Annotated in this window: 15 protein-coding genes, 1 tRNA gene and 3 rRNA genes; 15 read left to right on the top strand and 4 right to left on the bottom strand. The window is 53.8% G+C overall.

Going from position 1 to position 21,493, the window contains the following annotated elements; all coding sequences use genetic code 11:
- Positions 1-34: 34 nt before the first annotated feature.
- The gene (locus ACI48J_RS25670) at positions 35-1,354 is read right to left on the bottom strand and encodes a DUF4179 domain-containing protein (protein WP_405080840.1); all 1,320 of its coding nucleotides are present in this window, start codon (positions 1,352-1,354) and stop codon (positions 35-37) included.
- Complete coding sequence (locus ACI48J_RS25665; protein WP_405080838.1) at positions 1,347-1,853, bottom strand: sigma-70 family RNA polymerase sigma factor; 507 nt, start codon at positions 1,851-1,853, stop codon at positions 1,347-1,349. The genes ACI48J_RS25670 and ACI48J_RS25665 overlap by 8 nt, the downstream gene beginning before the upstream one ends.
- Positions 1,854-2,114: 261 nt before the next feature.
- Here ACI48J_RS25665 and ACI48J_RS25660 point away from each other — a divergent pair, with 261 nt between their 5' ends.
- The 6 genes from ACI48J_RS25660 to ACI48J_RS25635 all read left to right on the top strand — a co-directional run bounded on the left by ACI48J_RS25660 (position 2,115) and on the right by ACI48J_RS25635 (position 8,248).
- The gene (locus tag ACI48J_RS25660) at positions 2,115-3,470 is read left to right on the top strand and encodes an ABC transporter ATP-binding protein (protein WP_405080836.1); all 1,356 of its coding nucleotides are present in this window, start codon (positions 2,115-2,117) and stop codon (positions 3,468-3,470) included.
- Positions 3,463-4,179: an ABC transporter permease subunit gene (locus ACI48J_RS25655; RefSeq protein WP_405080835.1), complete on the top strand. Its 717-nt coding sequence runs from the start codon at positions 3,463-3,465 to the stop codon at positions 4,177-4,179. The genes ACI48J_RS25660 and ACI48J_RS25655 overlap by 8 nt, the downstream gene beginning before the upstream one ends.
- 5 nt (positions 4,180-4,184) lie before the next feature.
- Positions 4,185-5,573 (top strand): GldG family protein, encoded by a 1,389-nt coding sequence (locus ACI48J_RS25650; protein WP_326052462.1) that lies wholly within the window; start codon positions 4,185-4,187, stop codon positions 5,571-5,573.
- Positions 5,570-6,490, top strand: coding sequence for a DUF4340 domain-containing protein (locus tag ACI48J_RS25645; RefSeq protein WP_405080833.1), 921 nt, complete (start codon positions 5,570-5,572; stop codon positions 6,488-6,490). Before ACI48J_RS25650 ends, ACI48J_RS25645 begins: the two co-directional genes overlap by 4 nt.
- 229 nt (positions 6,491-6,719) lie before the next feature.
- Positions 6,720-6,968 carry a hypothetical protein gene (locus ACI48J_RS25640; protein WP_326052460.1) on the top strand — a complete coding sequence of 83 codons (249 nt, stop codon included), beginning with the start codon at positions 6,720-6,722 and terminating at the stop codon, positions 6,966-6,968.
- Positions 6,969-7,048: 80 nt separating this feature from the next.
- Positions 7,049-8,248, top strand: coding sequence for a spore coat protein (locus ACI48J_RS25635; RefSeq protein WP_405080831.1), 1,200 nt, complete (start codon positions 7,049-7,051; stop codon positions 8,246-8,248).
- Between the two features lie 92 nt (positions 8,249-8,340).
- Here ACI48J_RS25635 and ACI48J_RS25630 read toward each other — a convergent pair whose 3' ends face one another.
- Positions 8,341-8,640 carry a hypothetical protein gene (locus tag ACI48J_RS25630; protein ID WP_405080830.1) on the bottom strand — a complete coding sequence of 100 codons (300 nt, stop codon included), beginning with the start codon at positions 8,638-8,640 and terminating at the stop codon, positions 8,341-8,343.
- Positions 8,641-8,784: 144 nt separating this feature from the next.
- Between ACI48J_RS25630 and ACI48J_RS25625 the strand changes: the two genes are divergently transcribed.
- The 8 genes from ACI48J_RS25625 (at position 8,785) to rrf (ending at position 20,200) form a co-directional block, all read left to right on the top strand.
- On the top strand, positions 8,785-9,207 hold the full coding sequence (locus tag ACI48J_RS25625) for a hypothetical protein (RefSeq protein WP_405080829.1): 423 nt from the start codon (positions 8,785-8,787) through the stop codon (positions 9,205-9,207).
- A gap of 293 nt (positions 9,208-9,500) precedes the next feature.
- A complete protein-coding gene (locus tag ACI48J_RS25620) occupies positions 9,501-10,187 on the top strand; it encodes a heptaprenylglyceryl phosphate synthase (RefSeq protein ID WP_405080827.1) in 687 nt (228 codons plus the stop codon).
- Between the two features lie 50 nt (positions 10,188-10,237).
- Positions 10,238-12,571 carry a DNA helicase PcrA gene (pcrA, locus tag ACI48J_RS25615; protein WP_405080826.1) on the top strand — a complete coding sequence of 778 codons (2,334 nt, stop codon included), beginning with the start codon at positions 10,238-10,240 and terminating at the stop codon, positions 12,569-12,571.
- 41 nt (positions 12,572-12,612) lie between these two features.
- Positions 12,613-14,631 (top strand): NAD-dependent DNA ligase LigA, encoded by a 2,019-nt coding sequence (ligA, locus tag ACI48J_RS25610; protein ID WP_405080824.1) that lies wholly within the window; start codon positions 12,613-12,615, stop codon positions 14,629-14,631.
- Positions 14,632-15,094: 463 nt separating this feature from the next.
- Positions 15,095-16,648, top strand: a 16S ribosomal RNA gene (locus ACI48J_RS25605).
- Positions 16,649-16,724: 76 nt separating this feature from the next.
- A tRNA-Ala gene (locus tag ACI48J_RS25600) sits at positions 16,725-16,800 on the top strand.
- 183 nt (positions 16,801-16,983) lie between these two features.
- Positions 16,984-19,906, top strand: a 23S ribosomal RNA gene (locus tag ACI48J_RS25595).
- A gap of 177 nt (positions 19,907-20,083) precedes the next feature.
- Positions 20,084-20,200 (top strand): 5S ribosomal RNA (rrf, locus tag ACI48J_RS25590).
- Together the 16S, 23S and 5S rRNA genes with 1 tRNA gene alongside form the textbook arrangement of a ribosomal RNA operon.
- Positions 20,201-20,462: 262 nt before the next feature.
- Here rrf and ACI48J_RS25585 read toward each other — a convergent pair.
- Positions 20,463-20,978 (bottom strand): hypothetical protein, encoded by a 516-nt coding sequence (locus tag ACI48J_RS25585; RefSeq protein WP_326055242.1) that lies wholly within the window; start codon positions 20,976-20,978, stop codon positions 20,463-20,465.
- 269 nt (positions 20,979-21,247) lie between these two features.
- Here ACI48J_RS25585 and ACI48J_RS25580 point away from each other — a divergent pair, with 269 nt between their 5' ends.
- Positions 21,248-21,433 carry a sigma factor G inhibitor Gin gene (locus tag ACI48J_RS25580; RefSeq protein WP_009671897.1) on the top strand — a complete coding sequence of 62 codons (186 nt, stop codon included), beginning with the start codon at positions 21,248-21,250 and terminating at the stop codon, positions 21,431-21,433.
- Positions 21,434-21,493 lie beyond the last annotated feature (60 nt).

Genomic DNA, 21,493 nt, shown 5'->3' with positions numbered 1-21,493 from the left:
ACCCGGCGGGCCTTTTTTGATTATTATGATGCCGTTACTTGATACGAATGCGGTACGGTTCTCTTAGAGGATTTGGCCACTCTTGCAAAGTAGTGGTCAACACGCCTCCGTAGTCTTTTTTGGGAATCGTGAAAGATTCGACGGATTCCTCGGGGGCCGCTCCTGAAGTTCTGGTTGAGGTCTGGTTCGACACTTCGATCTTGTTCCCGGCCGCATCTTCCCAGCTGCCTGTGCCCGCCATATAACCCATGTTGTCCCAGGAGGAATCGAGCCCGCTTAATTTGAGGGATACGGAGTAGCTGTCGCCCAAGTCGGTTAGCTTCAGGAGCTGAAGCCGGTTGTCCGGAGATACGATCTGTTTATTCGCCGCATCCAGCTTCACGGTTAACTGATCTTTGTCCAGAGCGGTCACCAGGCTGCCTTCCACATACAGTTCCTTCGGTTGGGTAAAGTAGGTGCTTTCGAAGATGAGTGTTTTTTTATCCTCGCTATCGTTGGATGCACCCCAGCTCGAGAGGCGTTCCCCTTTTTCGGTGACCAAATGAATGTCGCGCAGCCCGAAAAGCTGCTTCGTGTTGCTTTCCGCATACGAAACGTCCAGCAAAACTCGGGTCGGGTAAAGCTTGGCTTCATTAAATGTAACCGTTTGACCCTGTATGACGACGCTTTTCCCGATCGGAATCGTCTCCACCCGGTTCATGAACAGCTCCCGGTCGAGCTTGAAAGGTATCTGCATCACCGGGCCGTCATCACCCGCCAGCCTGGCTTCGAAAATGAAGTCTTCCGGCATAGGCGCGTCCTCAGCCAGCATCGCATCCAAATAGTCGCTGCCTGAAGATACAGGCTCGGCAGGGACGGGAGAATGCTGATAACTAGTTAAAGCCGGCAATCGGCTTCCGTCTGCAGGGCGCAGGTCTATCACGGGGCCGCGTTTCGAGGCGGAGCGGGCATTGTTCCAAGAATAAAAAACCACGATACGCGATTCATCCGCAATGACGCCGTTAAGCGTGACGGTCTCTCCGTTCTCCGTGCGAGAAATGTCGATCGGCTGAAAAAATTCGTTGTCGAATGCCCGCGCCAACCCTTTATCCTGCGTGCTCAATATCCGGACGAAAACCTCCATACCCGGAATCTGACGGATCGCAGAAGCAAAGGCGGGAGACACATGGATCATGGCCGCAAATACCGTAACCAGCAAGATAAAAGAGGCCGCAGCGGTTAAAGATGTCCGGTTCCGGCGCCGCAAGGCCCTGGCTCTTTGAATACCTTGCGCTATGGCAAGGTCCGCCTCGGCCGGGATTTCCCCGTCTGCCGCTCCGCGCAGTTCTTTTTGCAGCCAATCGTGCTCATCCATAAGCTTCCTCCTCCCTTCCGAGAATCAATTTTAACTGATCGAGCGCCTTTCGCGCCCTCGTTTTGACGGTGCTTTCCGGCATTTGCAGCAGAGCGGCGATCTGGGGATAGCTCCAGTCCTCCATATATTTGAGGATAACGAGTTGTTTTTCGGAAGGCTGAAGGCAGTCCAGGGCCATATATAAATCCAGGTTGTCGGGCTGGGGGCCGGATACTTCTTTCGGTGCCGCGTAATCCGGTGGAACGGTACGTTTTTGGCGCTTTCGTTCATCGGCGCAATAATTCAGCAGAATACGTGTAATCCAAGTAGAAAACAGTGCGTGATCGTGCAGCTTGCGAATACTGCGAAAGGCCCGGAATGCCGTTTCCTGCAGGGCATCCAGCGCGTCCGGTCGGCTGTGAAGGTAGGCGTAGGCGATCCGGTACAGCCTTGCTTTTTCCTCCTCCATAAGCCGTGTAAAAGCTTGATCGTCCCCGTTCCGTGCAGCCCGGACAAGCATTTCGGTGTCCAGAAAAAGGTCCCTCCTCCCGGTTTCTATTGTATTAGACGGTTCGGGAGAGAAAATCGTCGGAGCTCCGGCAAAAATATTTCGTTCACAATTTAGACATATTTTTTTAATCCGAAATTCAGTTTTGTTTAAGCTTGTTTTATTGTGCCCTGGGTATATTGAGTACGGCTTCTACAAAAGAACGTTGTCTATCCATCCCAGAACATATGACTGATAAACATCTATTTGACCGTTGAAAAGGAGGGGGCAGGATTGCTGGAAGTGAACGGAGTCAGCAAGCTCTACGAAAACTCCCGGGGAGTCAGGGAGATCAATTTCTCCATGCAGCGCGGGGAAATCGTGGGCTTTTTGGGGCCCAACGGAGCAGGCAAAACGACTACCATGAGGATGATTACGGGATACTTGAATCCGACGGGCGGGAACATCCTGGTGGACGGCTTGTCTATGGCCGATCATCCCCGCAAGGCAAGGCGCAAGATCGGATATTTGCCTGAAACGCCGCCGCTTTATCCGGAAATGACCGTACGGTCGTACCTGAAATTTGTGGCCGATCTCAGAGACGTACCTGTCCGGGCGCAAAAAGGCAGGGTTAACGAAATTATTGACAAGCTGGGGCTTAACGGACGCGAAAACCAGATCATCCGCAGCTTGTCCAAAGGCTATAAGCAGCGTCTGGGGCTGGCGCAGGCGATCGTCCACAAACCCGATTTGCTTGTGCTGGACGAACCCACTTCGGGGCTGGACCCGAAGCAGATTATTGAAATCCGCAATCTGATCCGCGAGCTGGGCGAAAATCATACGGTGCTGCTCAGTACGCACATTCTGCCCGAAGTGAACACGCTGTGCAACCGGGTGCTCATTATTAATCAGGGGCAGATTGTGCTCGACGAGAAGCCGGAGATGCTCGGCGCGACGATGGGCGACACATTTGAGGTGTCGCTCGAAGTGAAGGGGCCGCGCGAGGAAATCATCTCGCTGCTGGGCTCTACCGCCGGCATCGCCGCTGTGCGGGAGCTGGCGGACGCCGTACCCGCTGCGGTGGCGCTTGGCCTGGCCAGTACCCCGGAGGCTGCGGCATCCGAGGCGGGCGCAGCGGCTGACGCGGCAGAGACAGCGGCTGTGGCGTCGGTCTCGCCGGATGCAGCTGCAGAACCGGCGGGCTCTTCCGGCTCCGCCGTGCAGACGGACGGCCCCGGACGGCCCCAATCGGGGGCCGTCGAAGAGCCGGCGGCAGCCGGAGCGGCCTCGGCGGAACCGCAGGCGAAGACCGGCGGACAGCAGACCGCTTCTCCGGGGGGAACTGCCCCGGATACGGTCAAGCTGCTCGTCGCGTCAGCCGACAGCACGGACATCCGCGAGCCGCTGTTCTTCCGTCTGGCGGAAGCCGGTTATCCCATCCTGGAGATGAAGCGGGAGAGCCTTAGCCTCGAGGATATTTTCCTGAAGCTGACGACCGACGAGAGCTTGTCCGGCTCTGACGAAGACGAGCCGGAGACCAGTCCGGGACAGGCGTCCAAACTGGACCGTGTCAGCAGATGGCTGCCGCTGAAGGACAAGACCGGAAGCTCGGCGGCGGGCCAATCGAAGGGGGGCGGCGAAGATGCGTAGAACGTGGGCGATCTGCTCGAAAGAACTGCAAATGTTTTTCTATTCGCCGACCTCTTATGTCGCGTTCGCTTTTTATGTGCTGGTGTCGGGCATCATGTTTTACTTGAACTTTGTCATGGTGCAGCCCAGCCTGATCGATATCCGGTATGTGGTCGGAAACATTACGTTCATTTACCTGTTCATCATCCCGCTGCTTACGATGCGCCTGGTGGCGGATGAATTTCGTCACGGCACGGATGAACTGCTGCTTACCTCGCCCGCCGGCATCGGCGAAATTGTGCTGGGCAAGTACATGGCCGCGCTTATCGTCCAGTTTCTGCTGACTGTGTGCAGTCTGGTCTACCCGCTGATCATGTCTGCCTTCGGCACGCTGGACCAGCCGGTCCTGTGGCTGTCATACCTCAGCATGTTCCTGCTGGGAGCCGCCATGATGGCGATCGGCCTGTTTGCCTCCACGTTATCCAACAACCAGATGGTGGCCGGGATTGCGGGTTTTGCCTTTCTTCTGTTTTTCTGGCTGATCGACTGGATGGCCGACGGATTCGGCGGCAAGTTCCGGGAATGGATCATCCAATTCTCGATGAGCGGCCGGATGGCCAATATGCAGAAGGGAATTCTTCAAGGAGCGGATATCCTGTTCTTCGTGACGCTTGCGGCCGTGTTCCTTATTCTCGGCATGCAGACCCTTGAAAGAAAACGGTGGAGGTGACAGCGATGAAGAAATGGCTGCGCGGTACAAATACGGCGGTAATTTCAATCGCCGTCATCGGAATTTTTATTCTGCTGACCTTCTTTCTCCATTCGTTGAAAGATTTTCAGCTCGACTTGTCCAAAAACAAAATGTACACACTCTCGGATCAAACGCTGGGAACTCTCAAAGATCTGGGCAAAGACATTCATGTCACGGCATTTACGAATCCTCAGGAAGATCCGGACGGCGTGCTGACCCGCGAAGTGACGGATATGGTTCAGGAATACAGCAAGCGTACGGGCAAGATTACGTATAATCAGTACGACATGCTGAAAGAGCCCTCCAAAGTCCAGCAGTACGGCGTTCAGCAGAGCAGTCTTGTTTTCGAAAGCGGAAGCCAGAAAAAAGTGATCACCTTCCAGGAGATGTTCACGGCCGGTCAAGGCTCCGGATCGTATCAGTTTGCCGGGGAAGAGAAGATGACCCAGGCCGTCAAAAGCCTGACCAGCACCGAAAAGCATACGGTTTATTTCTTATCGGGGCACCAGGAAATTACGCTCCAGGAAATGACCGTTTTGAAATCAAGCTTGGAGGGCGAAAATTACACGGTTAAAGATCTTAATCTATACCGGGAAGGCAAGATTCCGGACGATGCCGACATGCTGTTTCTGATCGGTCCCCAAACCGATTTGAACGACAAAGAGGCCGAGCTGATCAAGCAGTACCTGAGCGGAAAAGGGAAGCTGTACGTCTCCCTGGGCTTCAGCCAGGAAATGGCGTCCAAATGGAAAAACATCGATGCCCTCATGAACACGTACGGCGTCAAGGATCAGCATGCGGTCGCCATCGAAGCGAAGCAGAGCACCCTGTACGATCCGCTTACGATTATTCCGGAGTACGGGGATCACGACATCACGACAAAGCTGAAAAACTACAATCTCCTGACGATGATGTCGCTGGCAGTTGCTCTGAATGCTCAGGAGGAGGGCGATTTTAAAAGTACGCCGATTTTGAAGACGTCGGCACAGGCTTACGGGGAAACGGATATCGCCGGGTTGATGAAATCCCAGACCAATCAGGACGACAAAGATGTGAAAGGCCCGCTCAACCTGGGCTATGCCGTAGAAGATAAAGACAGCAAGCCTAAGGCCGTCATACTCGGCGGTTCCACGTTCCTGATGGATCAGGAGATCAACGTGCAGGGCAATCGTGATTTTGCGATGAACAGCATCGGATGGCTTCAGGAGAAAAAAGATCAGGTGACGATCCGGCCCAGACAGAATGAAGCGTATCAAACCGCTGCTTTAACGCCGGGACAGGCCAAAACGATCTTTTTCGTGGCGATCGTCTTTATGCCGCTGATCTTCCTGCTGCTCGGCGGGTTTATCTGGTGGAGGAGGAGAAAAGGGTGAAAAAGTTCGCGCCCGCGCTGCTTTTGATTTTCGTGTTTCTGGGTGGTCTCTGGTATGCCTGGAGCCAGGATTTTTTCAAGGAAAAACAAGCGGAGACATCCAAGCCTCTTGTTCATGTAAATGTTGCGGATGTCCAAAGTTTCTCTATCTTGAGCGGAGACCAGCAGACGGAACTGGTCCGCAAGGACGGCGAATGGTCGATGACCAAGCCCTCGGCTGCTCCGCTTAACCCTAACTTGACCGAAGGCTGGATGGATTCTTTTAATTTGCTGACACAGGAAAGGATCGTGGAAGATAAGGCGTCCGATCTGGCCAAATACGGGCTCGACAAGCCTTCATCCGTCTATAGAGTAAATCTTGCGGACGGTACTTCCCAGGAAGTGAAGGCGGGATCGCTGACGCCGGTGGAAGGGTACGTCTATGTGCAGTTGGGAAGCTCTCCTGCCGTCTATCAAGTGGGAGAATCCTCGCTATCCGTCTTGAATAAGTCGCCGCTGGATTTCGTGGAAACGAGTCCGGTGAAATTCGATTACGATCAGGTAAAAAGCGTCATGTTCTCCTGGAAGGATCATAAATGGTCCCTGACGAAGAACGAACCGGATAAATCGGCGGCCCAGTCCAAATGGAAGCTGCCGGACCGTGAAATCGAGGGGACGGAGGCGACCCAGGTTCTGGATAAGCTGCTATTCATGAAAACGGAAGAAATGCCGAAACGGGCCGCCGATGAGGCGATTAAGCCGGGGGAATGGACGCTGGAAATTGTCCGGACCGTGGATGGCAAAGAGATCAAAGATACGTACGGCGGCCGCCCCAACGGCAAAGCCGTATGGATTGCCAAGCAGGGCGGAGATTGGGCCTATGCCATTCCGCAGACGGCTATGGAAGAAGTAGCGGCTTCTAATGTGAAAAAGGAATAGCGGCCTTAAAATGGCCTTAATGCCGGCAGGACTTCTACAAGTCCTAAAAAAAGAGAACGCCGTCTGCATTCCCTCCGTTATTAGACGGAAGAAACCTGAAGAATAAAAGCGCACGATGCTTTTATTCTTTTTTTTGCTGTGAACTGCTTGTACCAAGAGAGAATGAATCACATAGGATGGGTAAAAAATGGGCATGCTGATAAAAACATCCGATCAGGGGGTTGAGGGAATGACAATCAGTCATGCCGGAGAGCATCGTGTCGTTTACAAAGAAGAACATTTGGAAAGGGTCACTCTTCCCGAGCTTCAGTCGTTAGGGGACCTGATCCGTTTTGAACATATGCTGGCCAAACGCTGCGCCGAAGAAGCCGAATCTTCAACGGATGTAGAGCTGCGGGAAGTGCTGGAGCAATTGGCCGTGCTCCGGCTCGGCTGTGCCCGGCAGCTTCTGGCTGCGCTAAGAAGCACGGAACTATGAGCCGGCACCTTAAATCTCCGACTATAAGCTGTAGAGGATCTAATGAACAGACCGTATGAACTAAATGGAGGTGGCTGCAGATGAAACAGGAACTTCAAACGGATCGAGCCGGAGAGAAACAATGGGAGGCTGCCGAACGGACGATGTCCGATTTTAAAAGGCTTGCGTCCAGATACGCATCGGCCGCATGGGATGCCCGGCAGCCCGGCATTCGCGCTCTTTACCGCCAGCTTCTCCAGCAGACGCTGGACGATCAGGATAAGCTGTACAGGCTTCTGGCCGACCGCGGGGACAAGAAGAAGATCCAAAACGCCAGCGGGGAAGACGTGCTGCAGGAGATTGCCAGCCATGACCGGGCGCTCTCCGAGCTGGAAGCCGCTATCCGGAAAGATTTTGCCGGAATAGAAGCGAAAGAAGTTGAAACAGGGGCGTCGCCGGAAGCGGTTCCGTATACAGCCGAAGCGGACAAAACGGCAGGCTTAGAACCTGTTACTTACGAAGAGAAAGAACTTGAAATATTCGGAGAGCGTCCCGATTACTATTCTTCTCTTTCCTCGTCTTCCGTCTATGATTCTTCATACGGAGAGGTCTACGATTCCGAGACGTTAGTCTCGGATGAGGAAGAACCGGTTTCCGCGGAAGCAGCGGAAACGGGCTCGAGCGCGCTCGCAGCGCCTGAGCAGGCGGCCCCCGCCCCTGCGGCAAGCGCAGCCCCTGCGCCGATGGCGCCGTCGCGCTTCGGAGGCGCGCCCGCTCCCGCAGCGCCTGAGCAAGCGGCTCCCGCCCCTGCGGCAAGCGCGGCTCCCGCGCCGATGGCACCGTCGCGCTTCGGAGGCGCGCCCGCTCCCGCAGCGCCCGAGCAGGCGGCTCCCGGCCCGGCGGCAAGCGCGGCCCCGCCGTACGCCGCTCCGCGCTACGGCAGCCCTGCCACAGGCGGAGCTGCGCCTTACGGCACGCCTGCCGCGGCAGCGCCGCCCGCGACCTACGGGCAGCCCGCTCCCGGCGTGCCGGTTGGGCCGTCCTACGGCGGCTTCCGCAGTCCCGCCCCGGCCCCGGCATCGGCTCGCGAGCCTTACGGCCAGTCCCGGCCGCAGCCGGGTCAGCCCGCGGCAGGCGCTTACTCTGCCGGCCAGCCCCAGCGGTACGGGCAGCCCTACGCCCGCCAGCCGCAGCAGCCCGGCCCGGCGTCAATCACGGCGCCGTCTGCACAGCAGCTATACAACCCCCCGTATAGGGGAGAGGGCGGCGGCAGGCCGCCTGCATATCGTCCGCAGGGTTAACGAACCTAGCCCCGGTCTTTCGAATCCTGTCGGCAGCCTGGCACAATACAAGGTGCCGTCCTCAAAAAAACGCCTCCTCCAAAGGCGTTTTTTTATTGCCGTAATTCCCGGGACTTGTGGACTCGGGGAAGCGACGCCGATGGCTGTTTACGGATCCACTTCAGGAAAGCCCGCATCCGTTCATCGCCGCGCAGTGCATCAAGCGTATGCAGACCCCGTTCCAGCTGTTCGTTCGTAAACAGGGCGTGAATCTGCTTATGGCAAGGAATGCAAAGCATAGCCGTAGGAAGAAAGGTGCCTCCTTTTTCCTTCGGAGCCAAGTGATGCTCGGTCCGTTTCACCTCGCGGCGTCCGCATAATTCGCAGGTTCCCTGCTCTCTCTTTTTAACCATGTTGGCCTCTTCCTTCCGGTGCATATTCGCCGATTACAGTATTCCCTTGCCGAAGATGCTGGCATGTTTCCTCATTGCGCCACATATACAAGTTACAGGGATGTCCCTCCCGGCCATTTTATTAACCGAAGGAGTGTCTAAATCATGCGTAAAATAAGCGGTAAACGATCTTTTGTGCTCATGCTTCTCCTCCTCTTTGCCTGCAGCGGGGCCTTAACGGCATGCGGCTTCCAGAACAAATCGGAGCAGGTCGGCAGTTCGGCCGTTTCAGGCGCGGCCCCGACTATTGATGCAACCTTAACGCAGGAAGGCACATCCGCCGTTATTTCCTACAAGGTCAGCAATTTAACGATCGCAGGCGACAGCATGGGAGCAGCGCCCAAACAAGGGGAAGGCCATCTCCACATTTACGTGGACGGCGTTCAGAAAGCGATGCTTAAGACAGACGCCCCGGTCCGCCTGGAAAACATCCCTCCGGGCAAACATACGATCAAACTGTCCCTCCAGCAGAACGATCATGTTCCTTTAAATGTGGAAAAAGTATTCGATGTAACGATTAAAAAGTGATTTCGGACTTTTCAAGGCCTACATAACCGGGTATCCCGAGAAGCCGAAACCGGACGAACCTCGCGTTCGGACCGGTTTCTTTTTTTATTTTCCCGGCTTTAAGTGCGGGCTTCCTTTCACTCCCACCTCTCAAAATAGAAGTTTCTCTTTCACGAACGTACATTCCTGTTTTATAATAAAAAGAGGTCTGTTTCCTGATTTGACACACCCGGACGCGTAGCATAGACTGAGGGTATTGAAGTGCAGACAGGCGGCTTATTTACGCCTATGCTTGAGCGGAGGGAAGAAACGTTTTGATCGTAGACAGCTCAACCTGGAAACATGTGTTTAAGCTCGACCCCGACCGGGAAATATCCGACGAGGCTCTGGAGCGTATTTGTTTGTCCGGCACCGATGCCATTCTTGTCGGCGGCTCGTCCGGTGTGACGTTTGACAATACCGTGGATCTGCTTGCTCGGATACGCGGATTTGAAGTGCCCTGCATATTGGAAGTGTCCGATTCGGAAGCGATTGTGCCGGGCTTTGACCTGTTTTTTATCCCGATGGTGCTTAATGCCGGAGATCCCCAGTGGATTCTCGGCCGTCATCACGAGGCGCTCAAAGAATACGGGGCTATCATGGACTGGAATGAAATTCTAGTCGAAGGCTATGTCATTCTGAACGGGGAATCTACCGCCGCGAAAGTGACGTCAGCCCGTACGGACCTGACCGAGCGTGACGTTGTGGCTTATGCCCGCATGGCGGAGCATCTGCTGCGTTTGCCGATTTTTTATGTGGAATACAGCGGAACTTTCGGAGATATGGAGCTTGTCAGAAGGACGAGACGTGTCCTCGAAGGCACCCGGCTTTTCTACGGCGGCGGCATTGACGGTCCCGAGAAAGCGAAGCTGGCGGCCGAAGCCGCCGATACGATTGTGGTCGGCAACCTTATATATGAAGATTTGGACCGGGCGCTGGAGACAGTGCGGGCGTTGATATAAACGAGCGGGGATCGGTTTCGGCCGGTCAGCCGTGGAAGGAAGGTAATTTCATGATTGATATACAGCAAGCCGTTCAGAAGCTCAACCCTCAGCAGCGTAAAGCCGTGGAAGCGACCGAAGGGCCTCTTCTCATTATGGCGGGAGCGGGGAGCGGCAAGACCCGGGTGCTGACCCACAGAATCGCATATTTGATCGGAGCGAAGCGGGTTGCCCCTTGGAGCATTCTGGCCATTACGTTTACTAACAAAGCCGCACGCGAAATGCGTGAACGGGTCGAACAGCTTGTGGGCCCGTCCGCTAATGACATCTGGGTCTCCACGTTCCACTCCATGTGCGTGCGGATTCTCCGCCGCGATATCGACCGGATCGGGTTTACTTCGAATTTTTCCATCTTGGATTCCGGCGATCAATTATCCGTTATTAAAACTTGCATGAAAGAGCTCAACATCGATACAAAGAAATTCGAGCCCAAAGCCGTTCAAGCCGCAATCAGCACAGCCAAGAACGAACTGGTTACCCCTCAGCGCTTTGAGCAGAAGATCGGGGATTATTTTGACGGTTTGGTGGCCAAAGTTTATACCCTGTACCAGAAAAAACTCAAAAGCAACAACTCCCTGGATTTCGACGATCTCATCATGGCGACGATCCAGCTTTTTACCGATGTGCCTGAAGTTCTGGACTTTTATCAAAATAAATTCCGCTTTATTCACGTGGATGAGTATCAGGATACGAACCGCGCCCAGTATATGCTGTGCCAGATGCTGGCGGACAAATCCAAAAATCTTTGTGTCGTAGGTGACTCCGACCAATCCATTTACCGCTGGCGGGGAGCGGATATCACGAACATCCTCAACTTCGAGGAAGATTATCCGAACGCCACGACTATTTTGCTGGAGCAGAATTACCGCTCCACTTCGACCATTCTGCAGGCGGCCAACAAGGTGATCGGCAACAATACGGGCCGCAAAGCCAAGAATCTCTGGACCGACAAAGGCGAAGGCAGCAAAATCCGGGTATACCAGGCGGATTCCGAACATGACGAGGGGTATTTTATCGCCGGCGAAATTAATAAGAACATCGGTTCCGCGCAAAAATACGGGGATCACGCGATCCTATACCGGACCAATGCCCAATCCCGGGTCATCGAGGAAATTTTAATTAAATCCGATATTCCTTATCAGATCGTGGGAGGCGTCAAGTTCTACGACCGCAAAGAGATCAAGGATATTTTGGCTTACTTAAGACTTATCTCGAATCCGGATGATGATATCAGTCTGACGCGGGTCGTGAATGTTCCTAAACGGGGAATTGGGGATACTACTCTGGATAAGGTGGCCGATTTCGCGGCCAGACGGGGAATCTCAATGTTCGCTATGCTCGATGAAGTGGAATCGCTGGAAATTTCTGCGAGAACGCGCAACGCGCTTGCGGACTTCCGGGACATGATCCATAACCTTCACCGGATGGTGGACTACTTGTCCGTCACGGAACTGACCGAGAAAGTGCTGGAGATGAGCCAATACCGGATGGAACTGCAGCGTGAGAATACGCTGGAATCCAAGTCCCGGCTGGAGAACATCGACGAGTTCTTATCGGTTACGAGCGAGTTTGAAACCCGCAATGAAGACAAATCCCTTGTCGCGTTCCTGACGGATCTCGCGCTTATTGCGGATATAGATACGATGGACAAAGATGCGGGACCTCAGGACTCGGTCGTCTTGATGACTATGCACAGCGCCAAAGGCTTAGAGTTCCCCGTCGTCTTTATCATAGGCATGGAGGAAGGTGTCTTCCCTCACAGCCGGGCTGCCACGGACAACGAGGAACTGGAAGAAGAGCGGCGCCTGGCTTATGTAGGGATCACGCGTGCCGAAGAAAACCTGTTCCTCTCCTGCGCCCGGATGCGGATGCTTTTCGGCCGGACAAGCACCAACCCGCCGTCCCGGTTCCTCAAAGAGATTCCGCAGGAGCTCATGGAGATCGTTTCGTCCGGCGGAGGGGGCAGCACATTCTCCGGCTGGTCCCGCAGCGGCGGTACGAGCTTCGGCGGACGCACATCTTCCGGCTTCGGCAGCTCCGGCTCTACAAGCTTCGGGCAATCGGCCGCGGGGGGTTCTTCCTGGGGAAGCCAGTCTTCGTCGTTCGGCAAGTCTTCTCCGGCGGCAGGGACGGTGCGCAGCACGCCTCGTACGGCCCCCGCGGCGGCCGACGGCCAGCCGTCAGACTTCAAGATGGGCGACAAGGTATCCCACGGCAAATGGGGAACAGGCGTTATCGTGGCGGTTAAAGGCAAGGGGGACGATACCGAGCTCCAGATCGCTTTCCCGGCGCCCGTAGGCGTCAAACGGCTTTTGGCTAAGTTTGCACCGATTACGAAGCAATAATCCGAATTCAAGGAATAGATGAGACGAGAGGAAGAAAATAGATGGCCGACTTCACTGCGGAGATGAAGACCCTCATCGAAGCTATCGAGCAGCACAATTACAACTATTACACGCTGGACCGCCCGGTAGTTACCGATGCCGAATATGATAAGCTGTACGACCGGCTGGTGGAATTGGAGCGGGAATCGGGAGTGACTCTTCCGAATTCTCCTACAAGGCGTGTCGGCGGCGAGCTGTTGAAAGGGTTCGAACCCCACCGTCATCTCTCCCGGCTGTGGAGTCTGGACAAGACGCGCGACAAAGACGGCCTTAACGCGTGGCTGACGCGAGTATTGAAGCTCGTTGGCGAGTACAACAAACAGAATCCGGACAATCCTCTCCCGCATCCGACCTTCGTCGTTGAGCTCAAATTTGACGGTCTTACCCTCAATTTGACGTATGACAAGGGGATACTTGTCCAAGCTTCGACCCGCGGCAACGGAACAGTAGGAGAGGGAATCCTGGAGCAGGTGAAAACCATCCGTTCCGTACCTCTGGAGATTCCGTACAAAGACGGGACCATTGAAGTGCAGGGCGAAGGCCTGATGTTCCTGTCCGTTTTGGACCAGTATAATCAGACGGCGGCCGAACCGTTCAAAAATGCGCGCAATGCGGCCGCAGGGGCTCTTCGCAACCTGAATCCGCAAGTAACGGCGAAACGCAAACTGAGCGCCTTCTTCTATAATGTAGGCTATTCCGATAACCTCCGGTTCACCGACCATCGTGAGATGGTGGAGTTTCTTAAAGAGAATCGGTTTAAAGTTAATCCGGATATCAAATTTTTCGACTCCATCGACGATGTTATGGAGGAACTGGAGCGTATTGGAAGCAATCGCCTAAACTATGACTTCCTCATCGACGGAGCGGTAGTCAAAGTGGCGGATATGCGTACGCGGGAAGTGCTGGGCTATACCGAGAAATTTCCGCGTTGGGCTATCGCATTCAAGTTCGAGGCCGAAGAAGTTACGACCGTTCTGGAATCCGTATCCTGGGAAGTGGGACGCACAGGCAAAATAACGCCGGTAGCGCGTGTGGAGCCGGTCGATCTGGCAGGGGTGACCGTGCAAAATTGTACGCTGAACAATATCGGTGACATCGAGCGCAAAAACTTGAAGCATGCTCTGGGAAGTCTTGTTTATATCCGCCGCTCGAACGACGTGATCCCCGAAATACTCGGTAAGGCCACGGAAGAGATTGACGGTGAAGAGATCGTTTACCCGGAAAATTGCCCGGCCTGCGGAACTGCGCTTGAACAGCGCGGGGCCCATTTATTCTGTCCGAACCGCCTGGGCTGCAGGCCTCAAATGATCGGCAGAATTACTCATTTCGCTTCCCGCGACGCGATGGATATCGACACGTTCAGCGTCATGACGGCGGAACAGCTCTATCAGGAGGTGGGCGTACGCGATCCGGCGGACCTGTACAGGCTCACTTATGACGATCTGATCAAGCTGGAACGTTTCGGCGAGAAAAAAGCCAACAAGCTGCTTGCCGCGTTCGAGAAAAGCAAGGAGTGCGACCTGTCGTCCTTCCTGTTTGCTTTAGGCATTCCGAATACGGGCAAAACCACGACCAAAGTGCTGGCCGAGCATCTCGGCAGCCTGGACAGGGTCAGGGAGGCGTCGATCGAAGAACTGATCGCGCTGCCGGATGTCGGCGGTATCGTCGCCGACAGCATCTACAGCTTCTTCCGCGATCCGCTCATGCAGGACAGCATCTCCCGCATGCTTGCGGCGGGCGTCGCACCTCGCGCGGAAGAAAAGCCGGCTGCCGCGGCGGACGAGAGCCACCCCCTCTTCGGCAAAACCATCGTGCTGACAGGTACGCTCAGCGCGATGAGCCGGGACGAAGCGGCGGATAAGCTCGAAGCCCTCGGGGCCAAAGTAACCGGCAGCGTCTCGAAGAAGACGGACATCGTGATCGCCGGGGAGAGTGCCGGCAGCAAGCTTGCCAAGGCCCAGTCTCTTGGCATCCGCATTATAGATGACGAGCAGGAGCTTCTTGCTCTGCTCGGAGAGTAGCTAGACACCGTTTGGATACAAGAGACAAGGCTCGTTCGTACGGGCCTTGTCTTTACTCTTGTATATAGAAGAAGTTCGAGAGAGGAACTCCGACAGTTTACTGGTTTATCCCGCGGAATCTTTGGGGCAACCGCCATGTGATTGACCATCGTTGTGGATGCCAAGCGCCGCGCTTAATAGGAGAAAACAGCCGCTATTCAGGGTTATTTTAAAGGCTGTGGAAGCCTGAATTTCATGCTTGTACCCATTTTTCAACCTCATTAAACACCTGGAAGAAAATTCTTTTAAAATAGGGGTTGCAAATAGTTAAAAAGCCTGATAATATTAGTTCTTGTCACCGCAAGTGACGCAAACATTAAGTAAGCTCCTTGAAAACTGAACAGAACTAATTTACAACCAGCATAGATTTAAAATTGAGCTTAATCAGCTTGAGATAAACCGCTGGCCATTGGCCGGCACAACTTTATCGGAGAGTTTGATCCTGGCTCAGGACGAACGCTGGCGGCGTGCCTAATACATGCAAGTCGAGCGGACTTGAAGAGAAGCTTGCTTCTCCGATAGTTAGCGGCGGACGGGTGAGTAACACGTAGGCAACCTGCCTGTAAGATCGGGATAACTACCGGAAACGGTAGCTAAGACCGGATAACCGGTATCTCCGCATGGAGAGATCGTGAAACACGGAGCAATCTGTGGCTTACGGATGGGCCTGCGGCGCATTAGCTAGTTGGTGAGGTAACGGCTCACCAAGGCGACGATGCGTAGCCGACCTGAGAGGGTGAACGGCCACACTGGGACTGAGACACGGCCCAGACTCCTACGGGAGGCAGCAGTAGGGAATCTTCCGCAATGGACGCAAGTCTGACGGAGCAACGCCGCGTGAGTGATGAAGGTTTTCGGATCGTAAAGCTCTGTTGCCAGGGAAGAATGCCAAGGAGAGTAACTGCTCTTTGGGTGACGGTACCTGAGAAGAAAGCCCCGGCTAACTACGTGCCAGCAGCCGCGGTAATACGTAGGGGGCAAGCGTTGTCCGGAATTATTGGGCGTAAAGCGCGCGCAGGCGGTTTTTTAAGTCTGGTGTTTAATCCCGAGGCTCAACCTCGGTTCGCACCGGAAACTGGGAGACTGGAGTGCAGGAGAGGAAAGTGGAATTCCACGTGTAGCGGTGAAATGCGTAGAGATGTGGAGGAACACCAGTGGCGAAGGCGACTTTCTGGCCTGTAACTGACGCTGAGGCGCGAAAGCGTGGGGAGCAAACAGGATTAGATACCCTGGTAGTCCACGCCGTAAACGATGCATGCTAGGTGTTAGGGGTTTCGATACCCTTGGTGCCGAAGTTAACACAGTAAGCATGCCGCCTGGGGAGTACGCTCGCAAGAGTGAAACTCAAAGGAATTGACGGGGACCCGCACAAGCAGTGGAGTATGTGGTTTAATTCGAAGCAACGCGAAGAACCTTACCAGGTCTTGACATCCCTCTGACCGGCTTAGAGATAAGCCTTTCCTTCGGGACAGAGGAGACAGGTGGTGCATGGTTGTCGTCAGCTCGTGTCGTGAGATGTTGGGTTAAGTCCCGCAACGAGCGCAACCCTTGAACTTAGTTGCCAGCAGGTAAGGCTGGGCACTCTAAGTTGACTGCCGGTGACAAACCGGAGGAAGGCGGGGATGACGTCAAATCATCATGCCCCTTATGACCTGGGCTACACACGTACTACAATGGCCGGTACAACGGGAAGCGAAGGAGCGATCCGGAGCCAATCCTAGAAAAGCCGGTCTCAGTTCGGATTGCAGGCTGCAACTCGCCTGCATGAAGTCGGAATTGCTAGTAATCGCGGATCAGCATGCCGCGGTGAATACGTTCCCGGGTCTTGTACACACCGCCCGTCACACCACGAGAGTTTACAACACCCGAAGTCGGTGAGGTAACCGCAAGGGGCCAGCCGCCGAAGGTGGGGTAGATGATTGGGGTGAAGTCGTAACAAGGTAGCCGTATCGGAAGGTGCGGCTGGATCACCTCCTTTCTATGGATATAACGGAAGAGCGAATCTTCCGATAAAAAGCTGGTTGTAAATTCTGTTCAGTTTTGATGGAGCTTATGGGGCCATAGCTCAGCTGGGAGAGCGCCTGCCTTGCAAGCAGGAGGTCAGCGGTTCGATCCCGCTTGGCTCCACCATCAACCTCCTAAAGGTCTTCAGACCGAAGGGAACTACAAAGTTGATCCTTGAAAACTAGATAGCGAAACATGTAACTAGAATCATCCAAACCTTTTGGTCTTGATGTAAAGCGAGGTTATATGCTGAGAAGTGATTTTTTAAGCGCAGCTTAATAGCACGAGTCAGGATATAACGGAGCGTTTGGTCAAGCTAATAAGGGCACACGGAGGATGCCTAGGCGCTAGGAGCCGAAGAAGGACGTGGCGAACGACGAAATGCCTCGGGGAGCCGTAAGCAGGCTTTGATCCGGGGATGTCCGAATGGGGGAACCCAGCTGTGGTAATGCGCAGTTACCATGCAGTGAATACATAGCTGCATTGGAGGCACACCCAGGGAACTGAAACATCTAAGTACCTGGAGGAAAAGAAAACAATAGTGATTCCGTCAGTAGCGGCGAGCGAACGCGGATTAGCCCAAACCAAGGGGCTTGCTCCTTGGGGTTGTAGGACGTCAATGTGGCAAAAGTTCATTAGGTGAAGCGATCTGGAAAGGTCCGCTGTAAAAGGTAACAGCCCTGTAGCCGAAAGTGAACGTATGCCTAGACGGATCCTGAGTACGGCGGGACACGTGAAACCCCGTCGGAATCCGGCAGGACCATCTGCCAAGGCTAAATACTCCCTAGCGACCGATAGTGAAGCAGTACCGTGAGGGAAAGGTGAAAAGCACCCCGGGAGGGGAGTGAAAAAGAACCTGAAACCGTGTGCCTACAAGAAGTCAGAGCCCGTTAATGGGTGATGGCGTGCCTTTTGTAGAATGAACCGGCGAGTTACGTTTGCATGCGAGGTTAAGCTGAAAAGGCGGAGCCGCAGCGAAAGCGAGTCTGAATAGGGCGACTATAGTATGCAGGCGTAGACCCGAAACCGTGTGATCTACCCCTGTCCAGGGTGAAGGTGCGGTAACACGCACTGGAGGCCCGAACCCACGAATGTTGAAAAATTCGGGGATGAGGTGGGGGTAGCGGAGAAATTCCAATCGAACTCGGAGATAGCTGGTTCTCCCCGAAATAGCTTTAGGGCTAGCCTCGGGGGATGTGTCGTGGAGGTAAAGCACTGATTGGGTGCGGGGCCCGCCAAGGGTTACCAAGTCCAGTCAAACTCTGAATGCCACAGACATTACCCCGGGAGTCAGACAGTGAGTGCTAAGATCCATTGTCAAGAGGGAAACAGCCCAGATCATCAGCTAAGGTCCCCAAGTGTGTGTTAAGTGGGAAAGGATGTGGAGTTGCACAGACAACCAGGATGTTGGCTTAGAAGCAGCCACCATTTAAAGAGTGCGTAATAGCTCACTGGTCGAGTGACTCTGCGCCGAAAATGTAACGGGGCTAAACACACCACCGAAGCTATGACTTAGACATCTAAAGATGTCTTGGGGTAGGGGAGCGTTCTGTATGGAGTGAAGGTAGATCGTGAGGACTGCTGGACTGTACAGAAGTGAGAATGCCGGTATGAGTAACGAAAAGATCAGTGAGAATCTGATCCGCCGAAAGCCTAAGGGTTCCTGAGGAAGGTTCGTCCGCTCAGGGTAAGTCGGGACCTAAGGCGAGGCCGAAAGGCGTAGTCGAAGGACAACAGGTTGAAATTCCTGTACCACCGTAAGCCGTTACGAGCAATGGAGTGACGCAGCAGGGTAGGGACGCGGACTGATGGATGTCCGTCCAAGCAGTGAGGCTGATGTGTAGGCAAATCCGCACATCGTGAAGGCTGGGCTGTGATGGGGAGCGAAAATTACAGTAGCGAAGGTCTTGATCTCACACTGCCGAGAAAAGCTTCTAGCCAGGCGAAGGTGCCCGTACCGCAAACCGACACAGGTGGGCGAGAAGAGAATTCTAAGGCGCGCGGAAGAACTCTCGTTAAGGAACTCGGCAAAATGACCCCGTAACTTCGGGAGAAGGGGTGCCCCGGTAGTGTGAATAGCACGAGGGGGCCGCAGTGAAAAGGCCCAAGCGACTGTTTAGCAAAAACACAGGTCTATGCGAAGCCGCAAGGCGAAGTATATGGGCTGACGCCTGCCCGGTGCTGGAAGGTTAAGGGGAGCGGTTAGGGGTAACCCGAAGCTGTGAACCGAAGCCCCAGTAAACGGCGGCCGTAACTATAACGGTCCTAAGGTAGCGAAATTCCTTGTCAGGTAAATTCTGACCCGCACGAATGGCGTAACGACTTGGGCGCTGTCTCAACGAGAGATCCGGTGAAATTTTAATACCTGTGAAGATGCAGGTTACCCGCGACAAGACGGAAAGACCCCATGGAGCTTTACTGCAGCTTGATATTGGACTTTGGTACGATCTGTACAGGATAGGTGGGAGCCTTTGAAGCCTGAGCGCCAGCTTGGGTGGAGGCGCCGTTGGGATACCACCCTGATCGTATCGGAGTTCTAACCTACTACCGTGAACCGGTAGAGGGACCGTGTCAGGTGGGCAGTTTGACTGGGGCGGTCGCCTCCTAAAGAGTAACGGAGGCGCCCCAAGGTTCCCTCAGAATGGTTGGAAATCATTCGAAGAGTGCAAAGGCATAAGGGAGCTTGACTGCGAGACATACAGGTCGAGCAGGGACGAAAGTCGGGCTTAGTGATCCGGTGGTACCGCATGGAAGGGCCATCGCTCAACGGATAAAAGCTACCCTGGGGATAACAGGCTTATCTCCCCCAAGAGTCCACATCGACGGGGAGGTTTGGCACCTCGATGTCGGCTCATCGCATCCTGGGGCTGAAGTAGGTCCCAAGGGTTGGGCTGTTCGCCCATTAAAGCGGTACGCGAGCTGGGTTCAGAACGTCGTGAGACAGTTCGGTCCCTATCTGTCGCGGGCGCAGGAAATTTGAGAGGAGCTGTCCTTAGTACGAGAGGACCGGGATGGACGTACCGCTGGTGTACCAGTTGTCTCGCCAGAGGCATAGCTGGGTAGCTATGTACGGAAGGGATAAGCGCTGAAAGCATCTAAGCGTGAAGCCCCCCTCAAGATGAGATTTCCCAGTATGTAAGACCCCTTGAAGACGACGAGGTAGATAGGTTGGAGGTGGAAGCACAGCAATGTGTGGAGCTGACCAATACTAATCGGTCGAGGGCTTGACCTACAAATCTGTACGACCGTACAGGTTACATCGAAAGCATATGCTTAGGCTTTTCCGACAGGAAAATGCCGCATCACAAGCATACCCTGGGTATGCACCATAAGATCTTTGGATGGATCGGCTGCACGTTTCGCTGCTAGTTTTCAGGGAGCAACCCTGGTGTGTCTGAACAGACACCTGTTTGGTGACGATGGCGGAAGGGAACCACGCGTACCCATCCCGAACACGACCGTTAAGCCTTCCAGCGCCGATGGTACTTGGACCGAAGGGTCCTGGGAGAGTAGGACGTTGCCAAGCACAAATAAAACCTTTTCGAATGAGAGTTCGAAAAGGTTTTTTGTTGTTTAAAAATAAATTAGTACGGGAAAAAGATCGGTCAAGGATAGAACCTCTGATCCGATCTTTTTTGTGCCGCGCAGGTCCCGACCGGGTGGTGTCACAAGACGAAAGCCACCCACCTTAATTTATTTTCCATTTCTGCATTCCATCATTTCCATTTTTGAGATGCATTTTTACCAATTTTATTTCCAGGAATGTTAAGTCTGTAGGCGCGTAAGACTTACTGTTTGTAACACGAAGTTTCATTAGCACGGAGGCGCAGCCAGCCGACCTGGTATTGTTTTCGGAACATCAAAAACATATAAAACCGCCCGCCTAAAATCCACAAATGCACAAACAAGATATTGGATAAGGCTGCAGCGCTGAACCAAGGATATAGAAGCAATATACCGGCGAAGCCCGAGATCAGCAGGTGCAGGTGAAGACGGACGAAAGACCGAAGCATCACGTACTGCGCGGGAATATAGCCTGTCCAAAGATGAGCAAACCGGAAAGACCAGCCTTGAGGTTCCGCTTTTCTGACAAAATGAAGATACCCGCGGATTGCCAGCATATGAAGAAGTTGAACGAAAACATAGCCGAGACACAAAGAGAGCAGGCTGCCTGTCAGCAGGGCCTTAACCGCCCATACCGCAGCAAAGGCGTAATAAACGCCGAGCAGCAGGAGATGATGCGGGATTCGTCGAAGAAGGGTATACGTGTAGATGATCGCATCGCTGGAAGAGTTTTTTTTCAAATTGGAAAGCCTCCGTTTAAAACATCTGTTGTTCTAGTCAGTATCTCATAAGTAGGGTACTCTATCTATATCGGATTTTAGACCAGGGTTTTTAAAGATTAACGGCGAGAAAGCTTGCTGCAATGAGAGCTTTGCACGCAGGCAAAAGTGCCAAATCCCGTACATACGTGGAGCGGGCCGCCGTTACGTGCTTGAAACCTTTCTTTTGCGTCTAAAAGAATCGTAAACCGGACATACTGCTAATAGGAAAAAAAGTAGAGGTGATCCGTATGGAAGACCCGGTTCTGGTGAAATGTATCGTGTGCGGAGAAGAAAAGCAGGAAGGCATTCAGATTGCTTCGGAATTTATCTGCGATGCTTGTGAGGCTGAAATTGTGCGTACGGATGTAATGGATGTCAAATATTCTTTTTTTATCCGGCAGTTAAAGCAAATTTTTTATAAGCAAAACGCTTGATACCGGACGGCGAAAGTGTGTAAACGCGCGAAAAATGCCTTGATTTTCGGGACGGCTGAC

Source organism: Paenibacillus chitinolyticus, assembly GCF_045038035.1.
In the GTDB taxonomy this organism is placed as follows: Bacteria; Bacillota; Bacilli; order Paenibacillales; family NBRC-103111; genus Paenibacillus_F; species Paenibacillus_F chitinolyticus_A.
Note: the sequence above shows the minus strand (reverse complement) of the source record. Positions and strands in the feature narration are given on the sequence as shown.